16 protein-coding genes, 2 pseudogenes and 1 riboswitch are annotated in these 21,382 nt (G+C 72.7%); of the genes and pseudogenes, 15 read left to right on the top strand and 3 right to left on the bottom strand.

The window, feature by feature from the left end; translation table 11 throughout:
- Nucleotides 1-18 precede the first annotated feature (18 nt).
- The gene (locus tag ACFQWG_RS08440) at nucleotides 19-606 is read right to left on the bottom strand and encodes an isochorismatase family protein (RefSeq protein WP_380974317.1); all 588 of its coding nucleotides are present in this window, start codon (nucleotides 604-606) and stop codon (nucleotides 19-21) included.
- Between the two features lie 132 nt (nucleotides 607-738).
- Here ACFQWG_RS08440 and metG point away from each other — a divergent pair, with 132 nt between their 5' ends.
- The 4 genes and pseudogenes from metG to ACFQWG_RS08420 form a co-directional block, all read left to right on the top strand.
- Nucleotides 739-2,547, top strand: a complete 1,809-nt coding sequence (gene metG / locus ACFQWG_RS08435; RefSeq protein ID WP_380974314.1) for a methionine--tRNA ligase — start codon at nucleotides 739-741, stop codon at nucleotides 2,545-2,547.
- Between the two features lie 108 nt (nucleotides 2,548-2,655).
- Nucleotides 2,656-2,949 (top strand): YbaK/EbsC family protein, encoded by a 294-nt coding sequence (locus ACFQWG_RS08430; RefSeq protein WP_380974311.1) that lies wholly within the window; start codon nucleotides 2,656-2,658, stop codon nucleotides 2,947-2,949.
- Nucleotides 2,950-3,009: 60 nt separating this feature from the next.
- A pseudogene (locus ACFQWG_RS08425) lies at nucleotides 3,010-4,012 on the top strand (IS481 family transposase).
- 237 nt (nucleotides 4,013-4,249) lie between these two features.
- Nucleotides 4,250-4,857, top strand: a pseudogene (locus tag ACFQWG_RS08420) (recombinase family protein); the annotation flags it as partial.
- A gap of 275 nt (nucleotides 4,858-5,132) precedes the next feature.
- On the opposite strand, the gene ACFQWG_RS08415 reads toward ACFQWG_RS08420, so the two are convergent.
- Together ACFQWG_RS08415 and ACFQWG_RS08410 are read right to left on the bottom strand one after the other, a co-directional pair.
- Nucleotides 5,133-5,687, bottom strand: a complete 555-nt coding sequence (locus tag ACFQWG_RS08415) for a hypothetical protein (protein ID WP_380976368.1) — start codon at nucleotides 5,685-5,687, stop codon at nucleotides 5,133-5,135.
- Between the two features lie 12 nt (nucleotides 5,688-5,699).
- Nucleotides 5,700-7,421 carry a PspC domain-containing protein gene (locus tag ACFQWG_RS08410; protein ID WP_380974308.1) on the bottom strand — a complete coding sequence of 574 codons (1,722 nt, stop codon included), beginning with the start codon at nucleotides 7,419-7,421 and terminating at the stop codon, nucleotides 5,700-5,702.
- Between the two features lie 115 nt (nucleotides 7,422-7,536).
- Here ACFQWG_RS08410 and ACFQWG_RS08405 point away from each other — a divergent pair, with 115 nt between their 5' ends.
- From ACFQWG_RS08405 to ACFQWG_RS08355, 11 genes are all read left to right on the top strand, one after another.
- Nucleotides 7,537-8,949: an ATP-binding protein gene (locus ACFQWG_RS08405; RefSeq protein WP_380974305.1), complete on the top strand. Its 1,413-nt coding sequence runs from the start codon at nucleotides 7,537-7,539 to the stop codon at nucleotides 8,947-8,949.
- A gap of 5 nt (nucleotides 8,950-8,954) precedes the next feature.
- Entirely contained in the window at nucleotides 8,955-9,605 is a 651-nt protein-coding gene (locus ACFQWG_RS08400; protein WP_291496482.1) for a LuxR C-terminal-related transcriptional regulator, read from the top strand.
- A gap of 94 nt (nucleotides 9,606-9,699) precedes the next feature.
- Entirely contained in the window at nucleotides 9,700-10,206 is a 507-nt protein-coding gene (locus ACFQWG_RS08395; RefSeq protein ID WP_380974302.1) for a TlpA family protein disulfide reductase, read from the top strand.
- A gap of 6 nt (nucleotides 10,207-10,212) precedes the next feature.
- Nucleotides 10,213-10,743, top strand: a complete 531-nt coding sequence (locus ACFQWG_RS08390) for a DUF4395 domain-containing protein (protein ID WP_380974299.1) — start codon at nucleotides 10,213-10,215, stop codon at nucleotides 10,741-10,743.
- Between the two features lie 113 nt (nucleotides 10,744-10,856).
- Nucleotides 10,857-13,676: a UvrD-helicase domain-containing protein gene (locus tag ACFQWG_RS08385; protein WP_380974297.1), complete on the top strand. Its 2,820-nt coding sequence runs from the start codon at nucleotides 10,857-10,859 to the stop codon at nucleotides 13,674-13,676.
- Between the two features lie 157 nt (nucleotides 13,677-13,833).
- A complete protein-coding gene (gene sucC / locus ACFQWG_RS08380; protein ID WP_380974294.1) occupies nucleotides 13,834-15,057 on the top strand; it encodes an ADP-forming succinate--CoA ligase subunit beta in 1,224 nt (407 codons plus the stop codon).
- Nucleotides 15,058-15,089: 32 nt separating this feature from the next.
- Complete coding sequence (sucD, locus tag ACFQWG_RS08375; RefSeq protein ID WP_380974292.1) at nucleotides 15,090-16,028, top strand: succinate--CoA ligase subunit alpha; 939 nt, start codon at nucleotides 15,090-15,092, stop codon at nucleotides 16,026-16,028.
- Nucleotides 16,029-16,114: 86 nt separating this feature from the next.
- The gene (locus ACFQWG_RS08370) at nucleotides 16,115-17,692 is read left to right on the top strand and encodes a cell division protein PerM (protein WP_380974289.1); all 1,578 of its coding nucleotides are present in this window, start codon (nucleotides 16,115-16,117) and stop codon (nucleotides 17,690-17,692) included.
- The gene (gene purN / locus ACFQWG_RS08365; protein ID WP_380974286.1) at nucleotides 17,689-18,363 is read left to right on the top strand and encodes a phosphoribosylglycinamide formyltransferase; all 675 of its coding nucleotides are present in this window, start codon (nucleotides 17,689-17,691) and stop codon (nucleotides 18,361-18,363) included. The genes ACFQWG_RS08370 and purN overlap by 4 nt, the downstream gene beginning before the upstream one ends.
- Nucleotides 18,362-18,447: riboswitch (ZMP/ZTP riboswitch) on the top strand. It overlaps the preceding gene by 2 nt.
- Before the next feature lie 31 nt (nucleotides 18,448-18,478).
- Nucleotides 18,479-20,215 (top strand): bifunctional phosphoribosylaminoimidazolecarboxamide formyltransferase/IMP cyclohydrolase, encoded by a 1,737-nt coding sequence (purH, locus tag ACFQWG_RS08360; RefSeq protein ID WP_380976291.1) that lies wholly within the window; start codon nucleotides 18,479-18,481, stop codon nucleotides 20,213-20,215.
- A 65-nt stretch (nucleotides 20,216-20,280) separates the two neighbouring features.
- A complete protein-coding gene (locus tag ACFQWG_RS08355) occupies nucleotides 20,281-21,204 on the top strand; it encodes a serine hydrolase domain-containing protein (RefSeq protein WP_380974283.1) in 924 nt (307 codons plus the stop codon).
- Nucleotides 21,205-21,382: the final 178 nt, after the last annotated feature.

Here is a 21,382-nt window from a genome sequence, read left to right as displayed (position 1 = left end):
GTGCCGGCGGGCACGGCCTCAGCGTTCGGCGGCACTCGCCTCGGACGACGACACCAGCCCGACGCCCGCGGCCCTCATGCGCTGACGTGCGGCGGCTCCCTGCTCGGCGCTCACCGGGGCGGTGAGGTCGGTGAGCACGCGGGTCGTGAAACCGGCGGCTCGGGCGTCCAGCGCCGTCTGGGCGACGCAATGAGACTCGGCCAGCCCGACCACATCGACATCGGTGACGCCTGCCTCGCGCAGGGACTGCTCCAGCGTGGCGCCGGACTCGGTCGCGCCCTCGAAGCCGGAGTAGGCGGCCTGGTACTGCCCCTTTCGGATAGCCACGTCGGCGTGGACGCCGGCCAGGGCCGGGTGCAGTTCCGCCTCGTCCGTCCCGGCCACGCCGTGGGGAGGCCACGAGTCGACGAAATCGGGGGTGGCGGAGAAGTGATCGCCCGGATCGATGTGCCAGTCCTGGGTGGTGGCGACCAGATCGTAGGCTCCGCGGCGGGCCTCCACGAAGCCGGCGACCCGTTCGGCCACCGCGTTGCCGCCCGGGACGGGGAGGGCGCCGCCCTCGCAGAATGTGGGCTGGACGTCGACGATGATGAGCGCGCGGGACATGGGGCCTCCTCGAGGTCCGAGGCTTCGATGGGCGGACAGGGCCATTATCCGTCCCCGGCGGGTGGGCCGCCTAGAGGAAGGGAGGGAGTACGGGCGTCGCCCCGGCCTGCGGGCGGCGTCTACCCTAGGACCATGAGTCGCATCCTCTCCGCCGTCGCATGGCCCTACGCCAACGGCCCCCGCCACATCGGTCACGTCGCCGGGTTCGGTGTCCCCTCGGACGTCTTCTCCCGGTACATGCGGATGACCGGCAACGAGGTCCTCATGGTGTCCGGCACCGATGAGCACGGCACGCCGATCCTCGTCGCCGCCGACGCCGAGGGGGTGACTCCTCGCGAGCTGGCCGACCGCAACAACCGCCTCATCGTTGAGGACCTCCAGGCGCTGGGGCTGTCCTACGACCTGTTCACCCGCACGACCACCGGGAACCATGAGCACGTCGTCCAAGCGATGTTCGAGGTCGTGCGCGACAACGGATACATGATCGTCCAGACGACCCGCGGTGCGATCTCGCCCTCGACGGGGAGGACCCTGCCCGACCGGTACATCGAGGGCACCTGTCCGATCTGCGGGTACGAGGGGGCGCGGGGCGACCAGTGCGACAACTGCGGCAACCAGCTCGACCCGACGGACCTCATCAGCCCCCGCTCGCGGATCAACGGCGAGGTCCCCGAGTTCGTCGAGACGGAACACTACTTCCTCGACCTGCCCGCTCTCGCGGAGGCGCTGTCCGCCTGGCTGGACGACCGGGAGCGCTCGGGGACATGGCGCCCGAACGTCATCAAGTTCTCGCAGAACTTCCTGGAGGACATCCGCCCCCGCGCGATGACGCGCGACATCGACTGGGGCATCCCGGTCCCCGGGTGGGAGGACCAGCCGCACAAGCGCCTCTACGTGTGGTTCGACGCCGTGGTCGGCTATCTCTCCGCGTCGATCGAGTGGGCCCGCCGCTCGGGGGACCCTGAGGCGTGGCGCCGCTGGTGGAACGACACGGAGGCCCTGTCCTACTACTTCATGGGCAAGGACAACATCGTCTTCCATTCCCAGATCTGGCCGGCGGAGCTGCTCGGCTACAACGGCGAGGGCTCTCGAGGCGGGGCCCCGGGCTCCTTCGGGCATCTCAACCTGCCCACCGAGGTCGTCTCGAGCGAATTCCTCACGATGGAGGGGAAGAAGTTCGCCTCCTCCCGGGGGATCGTCATCTACGTGCGCGACATGCTCAGCCGTTACCAGGCCGACGCCCTGCGGTACTTCATCTCGGCGGCGGGCCCGGAGACCTCCGACGCGGACTTCACCTGGGCGGAGTTCCTGCGGCGCACGAACTCGGAGCTGGTGGCCGGCTGGGGGAACCTGGTCAACCGCACGGCCTCGATGATCCACAAGCGTTTCGGCTCCATCCCGCAGCCGGGCGCGCTGGAGGACATCGACCGCGCCCTGCTGACCGCCGTGGAGGAGGGCTTCGACGAGGTCGGTGCGCTGATCCGCGCCCACCACCAGAAGGCGGCACTGGGCGCGGCGATGCGGCTGGTCGGCGAGGCGAACAAGTACGTCACCGAGACCGAACCCTTCAAACTCAAGGCTCCCGAACAGCGTGAGCGCCTGGCCACGATCCTGTGGGCCCTCGCGCAGGTGGTCACGGACCTCAACACGATGCTCTCCCCGTTCCTTCCTCACTCGGCCAACGAGGTCGACCGGGTGATGGGCGGGACCGGCGAGGTCGCGCCGATGCCGCGCATCGAGGAGGTCGAGGACCTCGACGTACACGAGGACGACGGCTCCCCGCGCCGCTACCCGATCATCACGGGCGACTATGAGGGGTTCCCGGCGTGGGAGCGCCACCCGGTCCTCGTGGGTCGTGAGGTGAGCCAGCCCCACCCGGTGTTCGCGAAGCTTGACGAGGGCATCGTCGAGGAGGAGCTGGCCCGGGCCGGAGAGCGCTGAGCGGGTCGGCGCGGCCGACACGGCGCACCAGCATCTGCCCGTGGTGCGGGTCGCCGACCATGCCAACAGCGGCCTGCGCCTCGACTACTCGGCCTCGCGTTTGTCGCGGTGGACGTCTTGGCTCTCGTAGCCGTCCTCGCGACCGAAAAACTGAACGATGGAAAGCTCGCAAAGGCGCTTGGGGTTTCGCGATCCCGGCTCGCGCCTGCTCCGGCCCAACGTCTCACGCAACTCGGCATGCGGACTGGCGGAGTGTGCCCGTTCACGCGTGATCCAGCGGTGCGTATCTGCGATCGACAGGTGCGTGACATCCCTTCCCGGGATCTACCGCGGTCGCGGCGATCCCTGCGCCACCATCGAGCTAACTGTACTTCCTCGGCAGGTTGTGAACGGGTGGGGTAGGCGAGGACCTCCGGGCAGGATGTGGGTTACCACACTCGCATCCTGACCGCGGAGGTCCTCATGTCTCACGCTAATGCCCCTTTGACGCCGGAGGGGCGTCGTCGTCTTGCTGTTCTCGTCGTGGACGGGGGGGTGGTCACTGCGGCGCGCCGCGGAGCGCTTCCAGTGCTCGCCTGCGACCGCGAAGCGATGGGTCGACCGATACCGGGCAGGGCAGCCGCTCACCGACCGCAGCTCGAAGCCGAAGACCTCGCCGAACCAGCTGCCGCGTAAGACGCAGCGGCGGATCATCGGATTGCGCTTCACCCGCCGGTGGGGTCCGCACCGGATCGCGTATCACCTGGGGTTGCACCGCTCCACGGTCGGGCGGGTACTGGCCCGCTACGGGATGCCGAAGCTGGTCAACATCGACCAGGCCACCGGGCTACCAGTCCGCAAGCCGAAGCCAAAACGCTACGAGGTCGACGCCCCGGGCCAACTGGTGCACGTGGACATCAAGAAGCAAGGCCGCATCCCCGATGGCGGAGGCTGGCGCGCCCACGGCCGCGGCTCCGCCCAGGACCGTGCCTCGGGTTCTGTCCGTGACAGAGCCGCGCGGGCGGGAGCGGCCAGCTCGCGTGGCTACCGGTACCTCCACCACGCTGTCGACGACCACTCCAGGGTGGCGTACTCGGAGATCCTGGACGACGAGCGCAAAGAGACCGCGGCCGGGTTCTGGACCCGCGCGAACGCGTTCTTCACAGGCCTTGGCGTCACGGTCACCGCGGTGATGACCGACAACGGCGCCTGCTACCGATCCCAGGCCTTCGCTGACGCTCTCGGAGAGAACGTGAAACACAAGTGGACTAGGCCCTACCGCCCGCAGACCAACGGCAAAGTCGAGCGTTTCAACCGGACCCTCGCCGCCGAGTGGGCCTACGCGAAGCCCTACACGAGCGAGGCCGAGCGAGCCGCAGCCTACGAGACCTGGCTGCATTACTACAATCATCACAGACCCCACACCGGGATCGGCGGCCAAACCCCCTCAGCCCGCGTTCACAACGTCACGAGGAAGTACAGCTAACGGTCGCCGAACCGCGCCGAGCCTGCCCCACGGCGCTCGTCGCAGACGTCGGCAAACAACCAACCCGCTCACGATCGTTTCTGGGGGTGCGGTCGCGGGTGTAGGTGTTCCCGCGCTGTCGCGCGGGAGGCGGCCGTCCGTCACTCGTCACCGAAACCAAATTGTCCCGAAACGCGCGCTAAACGGGTTTCGGGAGAACGGGTAAGAGTGAGAGAACCCGAGAGAAGGAGGTCGCTCATGTCTCGCAGCATCACCATCACCCGCGCCGCGATTGTCGAGGCGGAGGAGCGGGTCGCGTTCGCTGACGCGGCTCTGGCTGTGGCCGGCCACCAGGTCACGGACCCCGCCGTGCGCGACCTCATGGGTCGTGTCGCTCGCGACGAGATGACGGGAGGCCAGGCGGTGGCGGGCCTGCGCTGGGCGAGGAGATCGAACGGCGGATCGCCCAGCGTCCCGACCGTCCCGAGGGCGGGAGGAAGCCGCCGAGCCGGGAGCGGGGGCGGTCGAGGTGAGCGTGATCGGGTATGCGCGGGTGTCGACGGCGGATCAAATGCACAGGCGCAGGCCGATGCGTTGCGCGAGGCGGGGTGTGAGCGGATCTTCATCGACCATGCGTCGGGGGCACGGCCCCAACTCGACCCCGCGCTGGACTACTTGCGATCGGGTGACATCCTGGTCGTGTGGAAGCTGGACCGACTCGGCCGGTTCCCGCCCCACCTCATCGAGGTCGTCCAGGGGCTTGGGGACCGCGGTGTTGAGTTGCGTTCTTTGACCGAGGCGATCGAACCACGACGCCCACCGGGCGGCTGTTGTTCCACGTCGCGGGGGCGTTCGCGCAATTCGAGCGCGACCTGGTCCGGGAGCGCACGCAGGCCGGTCTCGCGGCCGCCCGCGCACGCGGCGATGGCCGCCGGTGTGATCGGCTCTGCCGGCGTCGCCGGGCGCCGCGTCGGCCGTGGCCAGCTCCGCCTCATCTTGGCTCGGCAGATCATCGATCAGATCGACGAGGGCGGCTCCGCTGCCTGCCGGTCCCATGCGACAGGAGGAAGCCGCCCTCTGAACATGCCCCCGACCGAGATCGGGGACGATTGGGGGAGTGCCGGTTGAGGTCGGTCGGGTCCTACGTGTGCCTCCGGCCCGTGGCGACCGCCGCGATGATGAGCCCCACGCCCAGCAGAGCCACCAGGGCGATGAGGACCAAGCCGAAGTCGATCCTGGGCAGGAAGGCCAGCAGCACCAGGTACAGGCCGAGGAGGATCAGTACTCCCGCCCAGATCAGCTGGCCGACGCGAACGCGTGAGGCCGGTGGCTCCGGCTGCGCGGATCGGGGGTCGGGGGCCGCCGAGGCAGCGGTCCATACAGGCGGCGGCGCGGCGGGCTCCGCCTGAGGAGGTGCGGGAGGCTCCTCCGCTCCAAGCGCATCCCTCCCGGGATCGGCGGGCATCTCAAGGGTGCCCGACTCCGCCTGCGGGGCGGCGGGCGCTGTTTCCGATGCGGGCAGCGTCTCGGTCACGGGCTCGGTCTGCTCCGGGGCCAGTTCGGTGGTCGGATCCTCCGGGGCCAGTTCGGTGGTCGGATCCTCCGAGGCCAGTTCGGTGGTCGGATCCTCCGAGGCCAGTTCGGTGGTCGGATCCTCCGGGGCGCTCGGCGTGTTCGGTGTGTTCGACGGGGTCATGGTGACCTCCTCTCAGCTGTTGTCGGTCTGGTCGGCGGCGGTGGAGCCCGTCGGCGAGGGCTGGGGCGTCTCCCGACCCGCGCTGTCGCCGCCGGACTGCGCGCCCGACTGGGCGCCCTCTTCCGACGTCGATGGGCTCGCGGACGGGTCCGGGGGAGCGGCCTCGTCGATCGTCATCCATCCGGAACCGGAATCGACGACGACGGTGATCGTGTGGTCGGGGCTCCACCACGGGGTGCGGAACCCGAGCGAGTCGACGACCTGGGAGACCTCGGGGACCCACGGGATCCAGTCGCCCACCCGGCCCGGACCCGTGTAGTAGTTCGGCATGATGTTCTGCAGGGATCCGTTGACCTGGAAGGTGACGGACTGCCCCTGCGCGACCATGACGTCGAGATCCTGGAACGGCCCGGTGACCGTGATCGTCTTGTCGGCGTCGGCGGGGGCTCCGGTGAGGTCCAGGGTGATGGAGTCGGTGTCCGAGATCGTGTCGGCCGTCCAGTCGAAGGCGGCCTCCTGGACGGAGTTGCCGAGGACGTCCTGACCGACCGAGGCGGATCCGGCGTTCTCCTCCCAGTCGACATTCGCCCGGTTCGCGCTGTAGCCAGCGGCCAGGGGCACACCGATGAGCGCTCCGACGACCGACAGCGCGACCAGCCAGCCGGCTCCACGGTCGCGGATCGCGGCGATCGCCAGCGCGCCGCCGACCAGGATGAGGCACAGGGCGCCGCCGACCAGCAGCGGAACCTCGGAGAAGCTCCCGGGGTCGGTGTCCCGTTCGACGCGGTACAGGTACAGGACCGCGGCGATGACCAGGACGACCAGGCCCGTCACCACGAGGTTGACGCGGGAGGAGACCGGGTGCCGTCTGGGCGGGACCGGCACCATCAGGGGTGTCGCCGCCGGGGAGGGCGCCGGGATGCGCGACCAGACGTCGGAGACGGGAGGCTGGTCGCGCCCAGGGGCCGCGCCGGTGAAGGACGAGGCCCCGGGCACAGGGCCGCCCTGGGTGCGCCAGTCCGCCGGGGGAGGGGCCGCCGCCGCGCTCGGGGATGAGGGCGAGGACGGTGGCAGTGCGTCCCCTTCGGGCCCGGTCCGCAGACTCGGCGAGTCCTGGCCGGGAGCGGCGTCCGCGGGGAACGCGGGAAACGGCGCCTCCGGTGCCGCCGCGTGCGGCCCGGCCTGGCCGGCGGGCTCCGGCGCCGTGGGGAAGACGGGAGGCGCCTGCCGGCCCGGGCGGTTCTGGCCCGTCCGGGACCCCGCCACCGCGACGATGGCGGCGGCCAGTCCGAGGACCACCAGTCCGATCACCATGTAGGCCGGTCCGCCGCCCGTCACCCACGGGAAGATATTGCCGAATCCCAGCAGGATCATGATCGCGGCGCCGAGCTGGGCGATGTCGAAGTGCCCGAGGGTCAGCGTCTCCAGGTGGATGCGGCCGTCGCGCTGCTCGGGCAGGAGTGCCCACGCCACGCCGTAGGCGATCCACACGGGGCCCAGGAAGATCGCGAGGACGGCCACCACGCCGCGGACCAACCCGAGGTCCCAGCCGGTGCGCGCGGCGATGCCGGAACAGACGCCGCCCAGCATGCGGTTGTCGGCGCGGTACCATCCCGAGCGCCGAAGGGAGTCGAAGAACCCGGAACCGGCGGGGGACGGGGCCTGCTGCCACCCGCCGCCCGAGGGCGGGGTCTGACCGGGCTCGGAGGCGCCGGAGGGCTTGCTCGTGCTCATGGCTCCACTGTGGCAAACGGCGGTGGCGTCGTGCCATGAGGGGATGCCCTGATTCGCCCCTGATTGGGGGCGGCCAGGAGTGGGGCCGAGTGCCGCGGGATGTGAAGATGGGACCGTGACATCCTCCGTCCCCCCACCCGGCATGCGCGCATGGCCGCCCTCGCCCCCCGAGGGCGGGACCCCCGCGCGCCGGCGCCGGGACCGGGAATGGGAGTGGGTCCCGCCTGCGCCCGCCCCGCCCCGCCCGTCCCTGGTCAGGGCCACCTCGCACTCGGCGGACATGCCGACGCCGTGGCTGGCGGGCGTCTGCTCGGGGCTGTCGGTGCACCTGGGATGGTCGGTGCGCCTGGTGCGCGTGGGGATGGTGCTGCTGACGGTCTTCTTCGGAGCCGGGGCCGTGCTCTACGTGTGGCTGCTCGCCACGGTCCCTGTCGAGGGAAGGGGCGACGGGTCGACCGCGACGCGGCGCCTCGCCCGCCGGATCGCCCGGACCGGGACGGACCGGGCATGGAGGACCTCACGCAACCAACTGCTCATCATCGGCGTCGTCCTGGTGGCGGTCGCGGGCGTGATGGTTCTGCTCACAGCCAACGACGTCGTGCGCACCCGCGATCTCGCCGCCGGACTGCTGGTGCTGTCGGGCCTGGCCCTCATCTGGAGCCAGATCCCCCGGCTGAGCCGGCAGCGCACCCCCACGGTCATCGCGATCACGCTCGGCGGAGCACTCGCGCTCGTGCTGGGCTTCGTGCTGTGGACATCGCGCGACGACCAGCCCCGGGCGCTGCTGCGAGGCGCGCTCATCGGCATCGTCGCGGTCGCGTGCCTCGCCGCCGCTCTTCTCCCCCTGTGGATGCGGATGATGACGGAACTCACCGTGGCGCAGAAGGACCAGGTGCGCGAGAGCGAGCGCGCCGACATCGCGGCCCGGCTCCACGACTCGGTCCTTCAGACCCTCACACTCATCCGGGCGTCCGCCGAGGACCCGACGCGGGTGCGGGCGCTGGCGCTCACCCAGGAGCGCGAGCTGCGCTCCTGGCTCTACACCGGGCACGAGGAGGCGGCGGAGTCCCTGGCCGAGGCCGTGCGCGAGACCATCGGGCAGGTCGAGTCGACCTACGGCGTGGCCGTGGACGTCGTCACGGTCGGCGACACGGTTCCCGGTCCCGCTGAGCTTGCGCTCGCGGCGGCGACCGGCGAGGCCGCGACGAACGCCGTGCGGCACGCGGAACCCCCGGTGTCCGTCTACGTCGAGGTCGACACGGGAGTCGTGGACGCCTTCATCAAGGACGCGGGCACAGGGTTCGATCCCGACGCGATCCCGGAGGACCGCCACGGGGTCCGCCACTCGATCATCGGGCGGGTGGAGCGCGTCGGGGGCACCGCGCGCATCCGGTGCCGCCCGACCGGGACTGAGATCCACCTCCAGGTTCCGCGCACCGACCTCCCCGACGCGGAGGGGGCGCCGACGGGCCCGGCAGGGCATGATGGGGACGATGCGGGTCGCGGCGTCCGCGGAGGGGAGCACTGAGAGACATGGGAATCCGACTCGTCGTCATCGACGACCACCCCCTGGTGCGCGCCGGCGTTCGCGCCGAGCTGGAACAGTCGGGAGCCGCCCTCGAGATCGTCGGCGAGGCGGCCGACGTCGAGGGGGCGGTCGCCGCCTGCCACGAGCTGCGGCCAGACGTCGCCCTGCTCGACGTCCACCTCCCCGGCGGCCGGGGCGGCGGAGGCGCCGAGGTCGCGGCCTCGTGCGCCGACGTCGAGGGGCTGCGTTTCCTTGCCCTGTCCGTGTCTGACGCGCCCGAGGACGTCGTCGCCGTCATCCGCGCGGGCGCCCGGGGATACGTGACGAAGTCGATCTCGATGCCGGACCTGGTGGAGGCCATCCAGCGGGTCGCCAGCGGCGACGCTGCCTTCAGCCCGCGTCTGGCGGGATTCGTCCTGGACGCCTTCGGCACGCACGAGGTCGCCTCCGCGGACGACGAGCTGGACCTGCTCAGCGCCCGCGAGCAGGAGGTCATGCGGCTCATCGCCCGGGGATACACGTACAAGGAGGTCGCCTCCGAGCTGTTCATCTCCATCAAGACGGTGGAGACGCATGTGTCCGCCGTGCTGCGCAAGCTCCAGCTGTCCAACCGCAACGAGCTCACGCGGTGGGCGGTCCGGCGCCATATCGTGTGAGGGCCCGGGGCGCGAGCCCCCGGCGTCGCGTCACACAGTCTTGACGGTCAGTCGCCGGTGGAGGCGCGCCGCCCCCGGACGTAGCGTCGTCCCCATGGGCGCGTGGATCGGAGTCGTGGTGCTCGGGGCCGCGATCGTCATCTCGATGGTCGTCGGACTGCTGTCGCGGCATCGCGCCGGCCGGGTCCGGGTGCGCCCCCGCGTGGACCCGGGTGGATCGCCCGCGGGGACACGCGCCGCGACCGCGGCCCTCCTCGGCCCCGATCCCGCGCCGCTCACCCTGCTCCAGTTCTCGACCCGGTACTGCGCCTCGTGCCGGGGCACCGCCCAGGCCCTGACGGGGCTGGCCGCCGCGTACCCCGGCGGAACCGTGGCCCACGTCGAGGTCGATGTCACCGATCGCCCGGACATCGTGCGCGCCCATCGGCTCACCCGCAGTCCCACGACGCTGGTCGTCGACCCCGCAGGCGCCGAAAGGGCCCGGGTCCAGGGGCCGGTGCGCGCAGCCGACCTGAGGGCTGTCGTGGACGGGCTCGCCGCCCGGACCGGGTCCTGGGGAGGCGAAGCCGCCCACGAGAACCCCCTGTCCCGGAAGGAATGACGAACCATGCCTGAACCGATCCCCGGATCCGCGCCCGAGCCGGAAGGGCCCGGCACGCGCCCCGCCCCTCCGCCCGCGACCCGCGAGGGCGTCGACCCGCGCGGCACTCGTTTCTCCGCGGGCGCGACGGCCCTGCTGCTGGGCGTCGACATCGTCCTGGGCTCCGCCGGCGGAGGCGGGTCCACCGCAGCCGTCTGGCTGCTGGCCCTCATCACCGCCGTGTTCGCGTGGGGCGCGTTCGCCGGCGTCCGGCGACACCCCTACGGGTGGCTGTTCCGCGCCCTCGTGCGGCCCCGCCTCGGGGCGCCCGCCGAGCTCGAGGCCCCCGAGCCACCGACCTTCGCCCAGCTGGTGGGCCTCGTCATCTCCGCGATCGGCTTGGTCCTTGGCCTCATCGGCCTCCAGTGGGGCCTGGTCGCGGCGGCGGCCCTCGCATTCATCGCCTCCTTCCTCAACGCGGCGTTCGGGTACTGCCTGGGATGCGAGCTCTATCTGCTCCTCCAGAGGGCCCGCCGGGGCGGGACGGTCGCCGTCTGAGTCCCGGGACGGCGCCGGCCGGATCCCGAGCCCGTCCGCGAGGGCGGCGCCGCCGGTCTGGCCGGCGAGACCTCGGCCGAGGCGGCGGCGCTCTGGCCTACAGTGGTGGGGCCATGGATCTGCACACCGCCTCCTCTCCCGTCTCCCCCCGTCCGGCCGACGCCTCCGCCGCCCTGCCGGACCTGGGCGCCCTCGAGCCGCTTCCCCCGATCGCGGGCCCCGTCGGGGACCCGCGCGACCTGCCGGTGTGGGACGAGGACTCCTACGTCCCGGCGGACCGTCCGCCGGATGACGGGGGGGACGGGTTCGGCGACCCGTGGGACGGCGCCGACCTCAACCGGGCGGCGGCGCCGCCCTCGTCGATGGCGGAGACCACGGGGGCGGGAGCGCGGCGCGATCCCGAGGAACTGCTGAGCGGGCTCAACCCCGAGCAGCGCGCGGCCGTCACGCACGACGGCGGGCCCCTGCTCATCATCGCGGGCGCCGGATCCGGCAAGACGCGCGCCCTCACCCACCGCATCGCCCACCTGCTGGCCACGGGCCGCGCGCGTCCCGGCGAGATCCTGGCCATCACCTTCACCAACAAGGCCGCCGCGGAGATGCGCGAGCGCGTCGCGGACCTCGTCGGCCCCGACGCCAGGCGCATCTGGGTGTCGACCTTCCACTCCGCATGCGTGCGGATCCTCCGGGCGGAGCACCGTGCGGCGGGCCTGACCTCGACGTTCACGATCTACGACGCGCAGGACTCCCAGCGCCTCATCCAGATGGTGCTGAAGTCCCAGGACGTCGACGTCAAGCGCTTCACGCCGAAGATGGTGAGCTCGCGGATCTCGGACCAGAAGAACGAGCTGGTGACGCCCGAGGAGTTCGCGGAGGCGGCGCGCAACGACCCGGTGTCGCGGGTGGTCGCCGCCGCCTATCCCGAGTACCAGCGGCGTCTGCGGCAGGCGAACGCGCTGGACTTCGACGACCTCATCATGCGCACCGTCGGGCTGCTGACGGGCAACCCGGGGATCGCCGAGCACTACCACCGCCGGTTCCGCCACATCCTGGTCGATGAGTACCAGGACACGAACCACGCGCAGTACGTGCTGGTGCGATCCCTCGTGGGATCGGGCGCGGACCGGGTGGCGCCCGCTGAACTCACCGTCGTCGGCGACTCCGACCAGTCGATCTACGCGTTCCGCGGCGCCACCATCCGCAACATCGAGGAGTTCGAGCGCGACTTCCCAGGCGCGACCACGATCCTCCTCGAGCAGAACTACCGTTCGACCCAGAACATCCTCTCCGCCGCGAACGCCGTCATCGCCCGCAACGAGGGCCGCCGCCCGAAAAACCTGTGGACCTCCGCCGGGGACGGGCCGCTCATCACCGTCGACGCCGCCGACTCCGACCATGACGAGGCGCGTTTCGTCGTCCGCGAGATCGACCGTCTCACCTCGGAGGGCGCCGACTGGGGGGACATCGCGGTCTTCTACCGCACCAACGCCCAGTCCCGGGCGCTCGAGGAGATGCTGGTCCGCTCCGGCGTTCCCTACCGCGTCGTCGGCGGCACGCGATTCTACGAGCGTCGGGAGATCAAGGACGCCCTGGCGTACCTGCAGGCCGTCGCCAACGCCGATGACACCGTCGCTTTGCGCCGGGTCCTCAACACGCCGCGCCGCGGCCTCGGCGCCAAGGCGGAGGAGGCCCTGGTCGCCCATGCGGACCGCCATGGCGTCTCCTTCGGGGGGGCGCTGCGCCATGTGTGGATCGCGGAGGGGCGCCCCGCGGGCGAGGGAGCAGGGATCGAGGCCCCCTCGGGCCCTGTGGCACCGGCACCCGGCGAGCCCGGGGAGCCGGGACAGGGGGCCGCGACGGGTGCGGCCGTAGTGGAGCCGAGCCCGGTGGCGGAGCCGGAGGAAGGACCGGAGGCGGCCGCGCCCGAGGTGGCGGGCCTCGCTCCCCGGGCCGCCGCCGCGGTGTCCGGGTTCTGGGGACTGCTGGAGGTCCTGCGCGGTCTCGACGCGGCGGGGGAGTCCCCGGCGCGTCTCCTCGAGGAGGTCCTCGACCACACGGGCTATCTCGAGGAGCTGCGGCGCTCCGAGGACCCTCAGGACGCCTCCCGAGTCGAGAACCTCGCGGAGCTCCACTCCGTCGCCGCCGACTTCCACGCGCAGGCGCCCGAGGGGCGGCTGGTGGACTTCCTCGAGCGCGTGTCGCTCGTGGCCGACTCCGATCAGGTGCCGGGGGACCGGGAGCGCCACGGCCAGGTCACCCTGATGACCGTCCACACGGCGAAGGGGCTGGAGTTCCCAATCGTCTTCGTCACCGGGATGGAGGACGGCACGTTCCCCCATCAGCGCTCGCTGGGCGACCCGCAGGAGCTGGCCGAGGAACGCCGGCTGGCCTACGTCGCCATCACGCGCGCCCGCGAGAGGCTGTACCTCACGCGCGCCGCCGTGCGCGGCGGGTGGGGGACGCCCCAGGAGATGCCCCCGTCGCGGTTCCTTGACGACATCCCGCCGGAGCTCCTCGACATCCGCCGGTCGGTGACCGCCCAGGACCGCGCGCGCGGACGCGGCGGGTGGGGCGCCGGCCACCGAAGCGCGGGCGGCGGCCCGGATGGCGACGGGGGCGACACGGGACCGGTCATCGGCGCGGGGCGTCCGGGCAACGGCACCCCGATGAGCGGCTCGCGGCTCGGGCGCACGGTGCGCATGGGCGCGCCGCGGCACGCGCCGGCGCCGCCGCCAGGGGCGCGGGACGCCCGCGACGGCGCAGATCAGGAGACGCTCCAACTCGCGGTCGGGGACCGGGTCGCGCACGCCACCCTGGGGGAGGGCGTCGTCGTCGCGACCGAGGGGGCGGGGCCGCGCCTGGTGGCGAAGGTCCGTTTCGCCTCCTCCGAGAAGCGCCTCCTGGTCCGGATGGCGCCGCTGACCCGGCTCTGACGTCCGGGGGACCGCCCCGCGGAGACGGGACGGGAAGGGGAGGACCCCCGGAGATAGGACTGACGGCCCATACGCGGGGTACGCTGTCTCACAGATGTCTCGATGTCGAGCAATCCGGCTGGACTCGGGAGACGGATCAGACGCTGGAAGGACGGGCATGGACCTGTACGAATACCAAGCCAAGCAGCTGTTCGCCGCGCACGAGGTCCCCGTCCAGCGGGGCGAGCTGGCGACCACGCCCCAGGAGGCCCGGCACGCCGCCGAGGCGCTCGGCGCCGACCTGGTCGTCGTCAAGGCGCAGGTGAAGGCCGGGGGACGCGGCAAGGCCGGGGGCGTCAAGCTGGCGCACGGACCGGAGGAGGCCGAGGCCCGCGCGAGGGACATCCTGGGCATGGACATCAAGGGGCACACGGTCCGCTCGGTCCTGGTCACGCTGGGCGCCGACATCGCGGAGGAGTACTACTTCTCGATCCTGCTCGACCGCTCGAACCGGCGCCATCTGGCGATGTGCTCCCGCGAGGGCGGCATGGAGATCGAGACTCTGGCCAGGCAACGGCCCGAGGCACTCGCCCGCATCCCCCTGGACCCGGTCACCGGCATCGACGACGGCGTCGCCCGCGCGATCCTGGGCGCCGCCGGATTCGACGACCCGACCGCGCGGCGCGCGGCCCCTGTGCTGACGAGGCTCTGGGAGGTCTACCGAGATGAGGACGCCACCCTGGTCGAGGTCAATCCCCTCGTCCAGACCGCCGACGGCGGCATCGTGGCGCTGGATGGCAAGGTGACCCTCGACGACAACGCGGCGTTCCGCCACCCGGACCACGCGGCCTTCGCCGACACCCGGGCGGAGGACCCGCGCGAGGCGATGGCGAAGGAGGCCGGCCTCAACTACGTGCGCCTGGACGGGCAGGTCGGCATCATCGGCAACGGCGCGGGCCTGGTGATGTCCACCCTCGACGTCGTCGCGCTGGCGGGGGAGGAGTTCGGCGTGCGCCCAGCGAACTTCCTCGACATCGGCGGCGGGGCGTCCGCGGCGGTCATGGCCAAGGGCCTCGAGGTCATCCTCGGGGATCCTCAGGTGCGGGCCGTCCTGGTCAACGTCTTCGGCGGCATCACCGCCGGGGACGAGGTCGCCCGCGGCATCGTGGGGGCGCTGGACCTGCTGGGCGACCAGGCGACCAAGCCGCTGGTCGTGCGCCTGGACGGCAACAAGGTGGAGGAGGGGCGCGCGATCCTCGCTCAAGCGGCCCACCCCCTCATCCACATGTCCGACACGATGGACGGCGCCGCCCGCCTGGCCGCCCGGCTCGCCGCCGGCGCCGTCGACGAGGGCGGGGCCACCCCCGACCCGGACCCGGCCGCCACCCCGGCCCGTCCCTGAGACCCCGGACCCAGACAGGAGAAGAACCAGAGATGTCCATCTTCCTCGACGCGGACTCCCGCGTCATCGTGCAGGGCATGACCGGGTCCGAGGGGCGCAAGCACACGGCCCGCATGCTGGGCGCCGGCACCGCCGTCGTCGGCGGGGTCAACCCGCGCAAGGCCGGGACCTCCGTGACCTTCGACGTGCACGGCTACGGGCCGGGCGCCGACGGCGTCGCCGACGGGCCGGTCGAGGTCCCCGTCTTCGGGACCGTCGCCGAGGCCCGCAGGTCGACCGGCGCCGACGTCTCCGTGGTCTTCGTGCCCCCGGCCTTCGCCAGGGACGCGGTGCTCGAGGCCATCGACGCCGGAGTGGGGACGGTCGTCGTCATCACCGAGGGGATCCCGGTGGCCGACTCCGTGCGATTCGTCACCCGCGCCCTGGAGCGCGGCACCCGCCTGATCGGCCCGAACTGCCCGGGCATCATCACCCCTGGCCAGTCCAACGTCGGCATCACCCCCGCCGACATCACCGGGCCGGGATGCCTCGGGCTGGTCTCGAAATCCGGCACGCTCACCTACCAGATGATGTACGAGCTGCGCGACCTGGGCTTCTCCACCGCGCTTGGCATCGGGGGCGACCCGGTGGTGGGGACCACGCACATCGACGCGCTGGCCGCCTTCGAGGAGGATCCCGACACCGAGCTCGTCGTCATGATCGGCGAGATCGGCGGGGACGCGGAGGAACGAGCGGCCGCGTGGATCCAGGAGAACATGTCGACCCCCGTCGTCGCCTACGTCGCCGGATTCACCGCGCCGGAGGGCAAGACGATGGGCCACGCCGGCGCCATCGTCTCCGGGTCGTCGGGCACGGCCGCCGCGAAGGCCGAGGCCCTGGAGGCCGCGGGCGTCCGCGTGGGGCGCACGCCCTCCCAGACCGCGCGCCTGGCCCGGGAGATCCTCCAGGAGGCCCGGTCCGGGCGCAGCTGAGGCCACGGGCCCCGGCGCGCGGAAGTCGGCGGTCCCCGGCGCTGCGGCGGGCCCGGCGCATCCGCGTGCGCGACGATGGAGGCGACATGACCGACTCACATCCGCGCTCCCGCAGACGGCGCCCCGCGGCGCCGACCCCCGTCTCGTCCGCCGCCCCCTCCCCATCCCCGGCGTCCCCGCGTCCGCGCACCGGTCCCGCGGCGGGGGCTCGGCCGGGCGGACCCCGCCCGACCATCCGCATCTCCCTGCCCGACGGATGGGCCCGTTCGGGGCTCGCGGGCATTGAGGCCGCACTCATCAGCTGGGGGCTGATGATGCTGCTCACCCTGGTCGGCTACCTCGGCGTCTCAGACAACGCCTGGCTGGGCCAGGCGACATGGTCCCAGGCGATGGGCGTCGGCGGGGACGTGTGGGCCGCGGTGCTGGGCTGCCCGGTCGAGGTCGGGGGCGTCGCCTACCGCGCGGTCCCGACGCTGATGACGCTGCTGAGCGTGATCATGCTGCGGGTCCTCCTGCTCCCGGGCCGGCGGTTCCCGGCCGCCGCCCAGTGGACGGCCGTGCCGACCTTCGCGATCACCTCCCTGGGGCTGGTCGCGTCCACCGCCGACCACGCCGCCTGGCTCCGGGCGGTCCCCGGCGCCGTGGCCGTCGCGGGCACGGCCTGCCTGTGGGCGGTCGCCTCGCAGACGCAGTGGCGCCCGTCGTGGGCGGTCCGCGCCCCCTGGGCCCACGAGGGACTGCTCCAGGCGCGCGGCGCGGTCATCGCGGCCGCCGCGGCGGGGCTCGCGGGTCTGGCCGCCTCCCTGTGGGCCTCGCGCGAGGCGGTCGCCGGCATCCAGGATCTGCTGCTGGCGTCGGGCGTCGACACGGCCGTCCTCGTCCTCGCGCAGCTCCTCTTCACGCCCACCGCGATGGCATGGGCCCTGTCCTGGCTGGCGGGCCCCGGGTTCCACGTGGGAACGGACGCCCTGCACGCGCCGGGCACCGCTCCCGTCCTGCCGATCCCCGCGATCCCCCTCCTCGGGGCCGTACCCTCGACGGCCCCGGGCAACCAGGTGGCGCTGATCCTGGTCCTCCTAGGCGCGGCCGTGGGCGCCTGGGTGCGGTGGAGGCACCGTGCCGAGGATCTCGGGGCGCAAGCGCTCGCAGGCCTGACGTGCCTGGTCGTGTCCGGCGCAGTGGTGGCCGGATGGTTCTGGCTCTCCGTCCTGCATCTCGGGGCCGAGCGCATGGCGCTCCTGGGGCCCCGCGTGCTCGCAGGGGCCGCGATGGCGACCCTCGAGGTCGTCGTCACCGCCCAGATCGTCGCCCTGGCCGCCCATCCCGCGTCCGTCACCCTCGCCCGGCGCGGCCTGAAGGCGCTGAGGGCCCGCGTCGGTGCGGCCTCGGGGAGGCTGGGAGCCCGCGTGCGCGCCGGAGCGGGGGCGTCCCGTCCCGTCCTCGCGTCCGCGGAGTCCGCGCCGATGGACGAGGACGGACCCGCCCGCACGGCCCGTCCTACACTCGGGGAGGCCACGCCCCGCGGCGGCCACCCGGCTCCCGCGGACGCGGCCCCCTCCGACGGGGAGCCCACCGAGAGGTTGGACGTCTCCGGCCGGCGCGCAGGGGACGCCCCCGGCACCGGGGACGGCACCGATGACGACCACTCGCAGGAGATCCCATGACCGACGACGTCCGTCAGTCCCCCTTGGCGCCGGCCCGCCTGGTCGTGCTGGTGTCCGGAGAGGGCTCGAACATGAGGGCGCTGGCCGGGGCCGCGGCCGATCCCGGTTTCGGCGCCCAGATCGTCGCGGTGGGTGCGGACCGTCCGTGCGCCGGGATCGACTGGGCCGCCGGACGGGGGACCCCCGTCTTCGTCCACCCGCTGGCGCCGGCCGCGGGCGCCCCGTCCGATCGAAAGGCCGTCCGCGCGCAGTGGGACCGCGAGCTCGCCGAACGCGTCGCGGCCTTCGACCCCGACCTCGTGGTCTGCGCGGGGTTCCTCAAGTTGCTGGGGCCCGCCTTCCTCGGGCGCTTCGGAGGGCGCATCCTCAACACGCACAACTCGCTGCTGCCGGCCTTCCCCGGCACGCACGCGCCGGCGGACGCGCTGGCCGCAGGCGTCCGGATCACCGGGGCGACGGTGTTCCTGGTCGACTCCGGCACCGACACGGGCGCGATCACCGCGCAGGTCGCGGTGCCGGTGGCCGACGAGGACACGGTGGGCTCCCTGCTGGAGCGCATCAAGGCGGCGGAGCGGGCCCAGCTGGTCGACATCGTGGGACGCATGGCGCGCGGCGGCTGGACGCTGCGCGGGCGGCGGGTGGTCGTGGGGGACCGAGGGCGGGTATCCTGAGGGCGGCCGCGACTGGCGAGGGTGGGACACCACCGGGGAGCGGCCGGGTTCTCCCGTGAGGCGTCGCCCGCCTGGGCGCCGGGGCTCAGCAGCCGTCGACACCTCTGGAGGAATGATGACCGTTCGCCTTGACAACCTCGAGACCCTGGACGTCCGCCCGATCAGGCGGGCCCTGATCTCGGTCTCCGACAAGACCCGCCTCGTGGAGCTCGCCCGAGCGCTGACGGACGCCGGCGTCCGGATCGTGTCCACCGGCTCCACGGCCCAGGCGATCGCCGGGCGGGGGATCCCCGTCACCCCCGTCGAGGAGGTCACCGGGTTCCCCGAGGTCCTCGAGGGGCGGGTCAAGACCCTGCATCCGGCGATCCACGCGGGGCTGCTCGCCGATCAGCGCAAGGCCGACCACCGTGAGCAGCTCGGGCAGCTGGGCATCGAGGCGTTCGACCTGGTCGTGTGCAATCTCTACCCCTTCGCGGACACGGTGGCGTCGGGCGCCGGGTTCGACGCGTGCGTCGAGCAGATCGACATCGGCGGCCCGTCCATGGTGCGCGCGGCGGCGAAGAACCACCCCTCGGTCGCGGTGGTGACCTCGCCCGGCCGGTACGACGAGGTCGTCCAGGCCGTCCGCGGCGGCGGATTCACGCTGGCGCAGCGGCGGGACCTGGCGGCCGAGGCCTTCGCCCACACGGCCGCCTACGACCTCGCGATCGCCACCTGGTTCGCCGGGCGGACGGAACCCGGAGGGGAGAGGGACGGCGCGTTCCCGCGGTTCGCCGGCGCCGCCTTCGAGCGGGTGGCCGCCCTGCGCTATGGCGAGAACCCCCATCAGTCGGCCGCCGTGTACCGGGAGGCCGGCTCCGCGGCGGGCCCGGCGCCGTCCCCGTCCGCCTCTCCGCAGGCCCCCGCGGCGCCCGCTCCGGGGATCGCGAACGCCCGTCAGCTGCACGGCAAGGCGATGAGCTACAACAACTACACCGACGGAGACGCCGCCCTGCGCGCCGCGTTCGACCACGACGAGCCGTGCGTGGCGATCATCAAGCACGCCAACCCCTGCGGCATCGCGATCGCCGCGACCGTGGAAGAGGCCCATCGCAAGGCCCACGCCTGCGACCCGGTCTCCGCCTACGGCGGGGTGATCGCCGTGAACCGCCCCGTGACGCCCGCCCTGGCCCGGCAGATCGTCCCGATCTTCACCGAGGTCGTCCTCGCCCCCGCCTACGAGGACGGGGCGCTTGAGGTGCTCTCCGCCAAGAAGAACCTCCGGGTGCTGGAGGTGACGCCGCCCCAGCGCGCCGGGACGGACTTCCGCCAGATCTCGGGCGGGCTGCTGGTCCAGGACCGCGACGCGCTGGATGCGGCGGGCGATGACCCGGCGGCGTGGGAGCTCGTCTCCGGCGGCGCGGCGGACGCGGCGACCCTGGCCGACCTCGCCTTCGCCTGGCGGACGGTGCGTGCCGTGCGCTCCAATGCGATCCTGCTGGTCAAGGACGGCGCGTCGGTGGGCGTGGGGATGGGGCAGGTCAACCGCGTGGACTCCTGCCGTCTGGCAGTCGAGCGCGCGAACACCCTGGGCGCGCGCGAGAGCGGGGACGCGGCGGCGCCGGTGGACTCGGCGGGCGGGGCGCGCGCCGAGGACGTCCTCGCGCAGGCGCCGGAGCAGCGTGCCCGGGGGGCCGTAGCCGCCTCGGACGCGTACTTCCCCTTCGCCGACGGGCTCCAGGTGCTCATCGACGCCGGCGTGAAGGCGGTCGTCCAGCCCGGAGGCTCGATCCGGGACGAGGAGTCGATCGCCGCCGCGCGCGGGGCGGGCACCACGATGTACCTGACCCGCACGCGCCACTTCGCCCACTGAGGCGCGATGCCGGGCGGGGGCGGCCCCGCATCCTCGGCCGGGCGGACGGAGCTTAGGCTGGAGGCGTGATCGACTTCTCGCCCTTCCGCCTCTCCGTCGCCGAGCAGCACCTGGGCGTGTCCGGCGTCCACGTCCTCCACCGCGACGCCTCCAGCGGACGGCGGATCGGGGAGGAGCACCGGTTCCGCTCCGACGACCGGGTGTGCCTCTACTCGGCGTCGAAGACCTTCACGGCGGCGGGCGTCGGCATCGCGATGGGCGAGGGCCTGCTCACCGCGGAGGACCGCCTGCTCGACGCCTTCCCCGAGTACCGGGACCATGCGGGCGAGGGCGTCGGGGCGATCACCGTGCGCCACCTGCTGACCATGACCTCGGGCAGCCCCGACACCTGGTTCGGGCCCGGACAGCTCGAAGCCGAGGACCGTCTGGGCGCCTTCCTCGCCACCCCGCTCGCACATGAGCCCGGCGCGTTCTTCGAGTACTCGAACGCCTGCACGTACGCGCTGGGCCGGCTCGTCGAGCGCCGGAGCGGCCAGGACCTGCGCGACTACCTGGTGCCGCGGCTCTTCGACAGGCTCGGCATCGCCAACCCGCAGTGGCACCGCTGCCCGAGGGGCCACTCGCTGGCGGCCTCCGGCCTGTTCCTCACCACCTCGGAGCTCGCGAGGCTGGGCGAGACGCTGTTGGACGGCGGCTCCTTCCGTGGGACGCGCGTCATCCCGAGGGGCTTCGTCGACGCGATGCACGCCGACTGGGTGGACACCAGGCTCGGTCGGCCCGATCGCGAGGTCGATCCCGAGGGCGAGGGATACGGCCTGCAGGTCTGGCGCTGCACGGTGCCCGGCGCGTGGCGCGCGGACGGCAAGTACGGGCAGTTCTCGGTGGTCCTGCCCGAGCAGGACGCCTGCGTCACCCTGACGTCCCACTTCGAGGGCGCCATCGACGACATCCTGCGCGCCGTGTGGCGCGACATCCTGCCGCAGCTGTGAGAGGCGATTTGTTGTCCGGGGACCCGACGGGGTACTGTGCCTATCAGCATGTGATGCGCGCGCGAGCTGCGCAGATGAGGGAAGAAGGGGGTGCCGGCATGTCCCAGATCCGCAACGACGTCGTGACAGGATCCGCTGTCGCGCACCCTGTTGGGTGAGCGCCTCCCCGTCCTCGGGT

This window comes from Schaalia naturae (genome assembly GCF_042665795.1).
GTDB lineage: Bacteria > Actinomycetota > Actinomycetes > Actinomycetales > Actinomycetaceae > Pauljensenia > Pauljensenia naturae.
The sequence above is the reverse complement of the archived record's forward strand: the minus strand, read 5'-3'. Positions and strand labels throughout refer to the sequence as shown.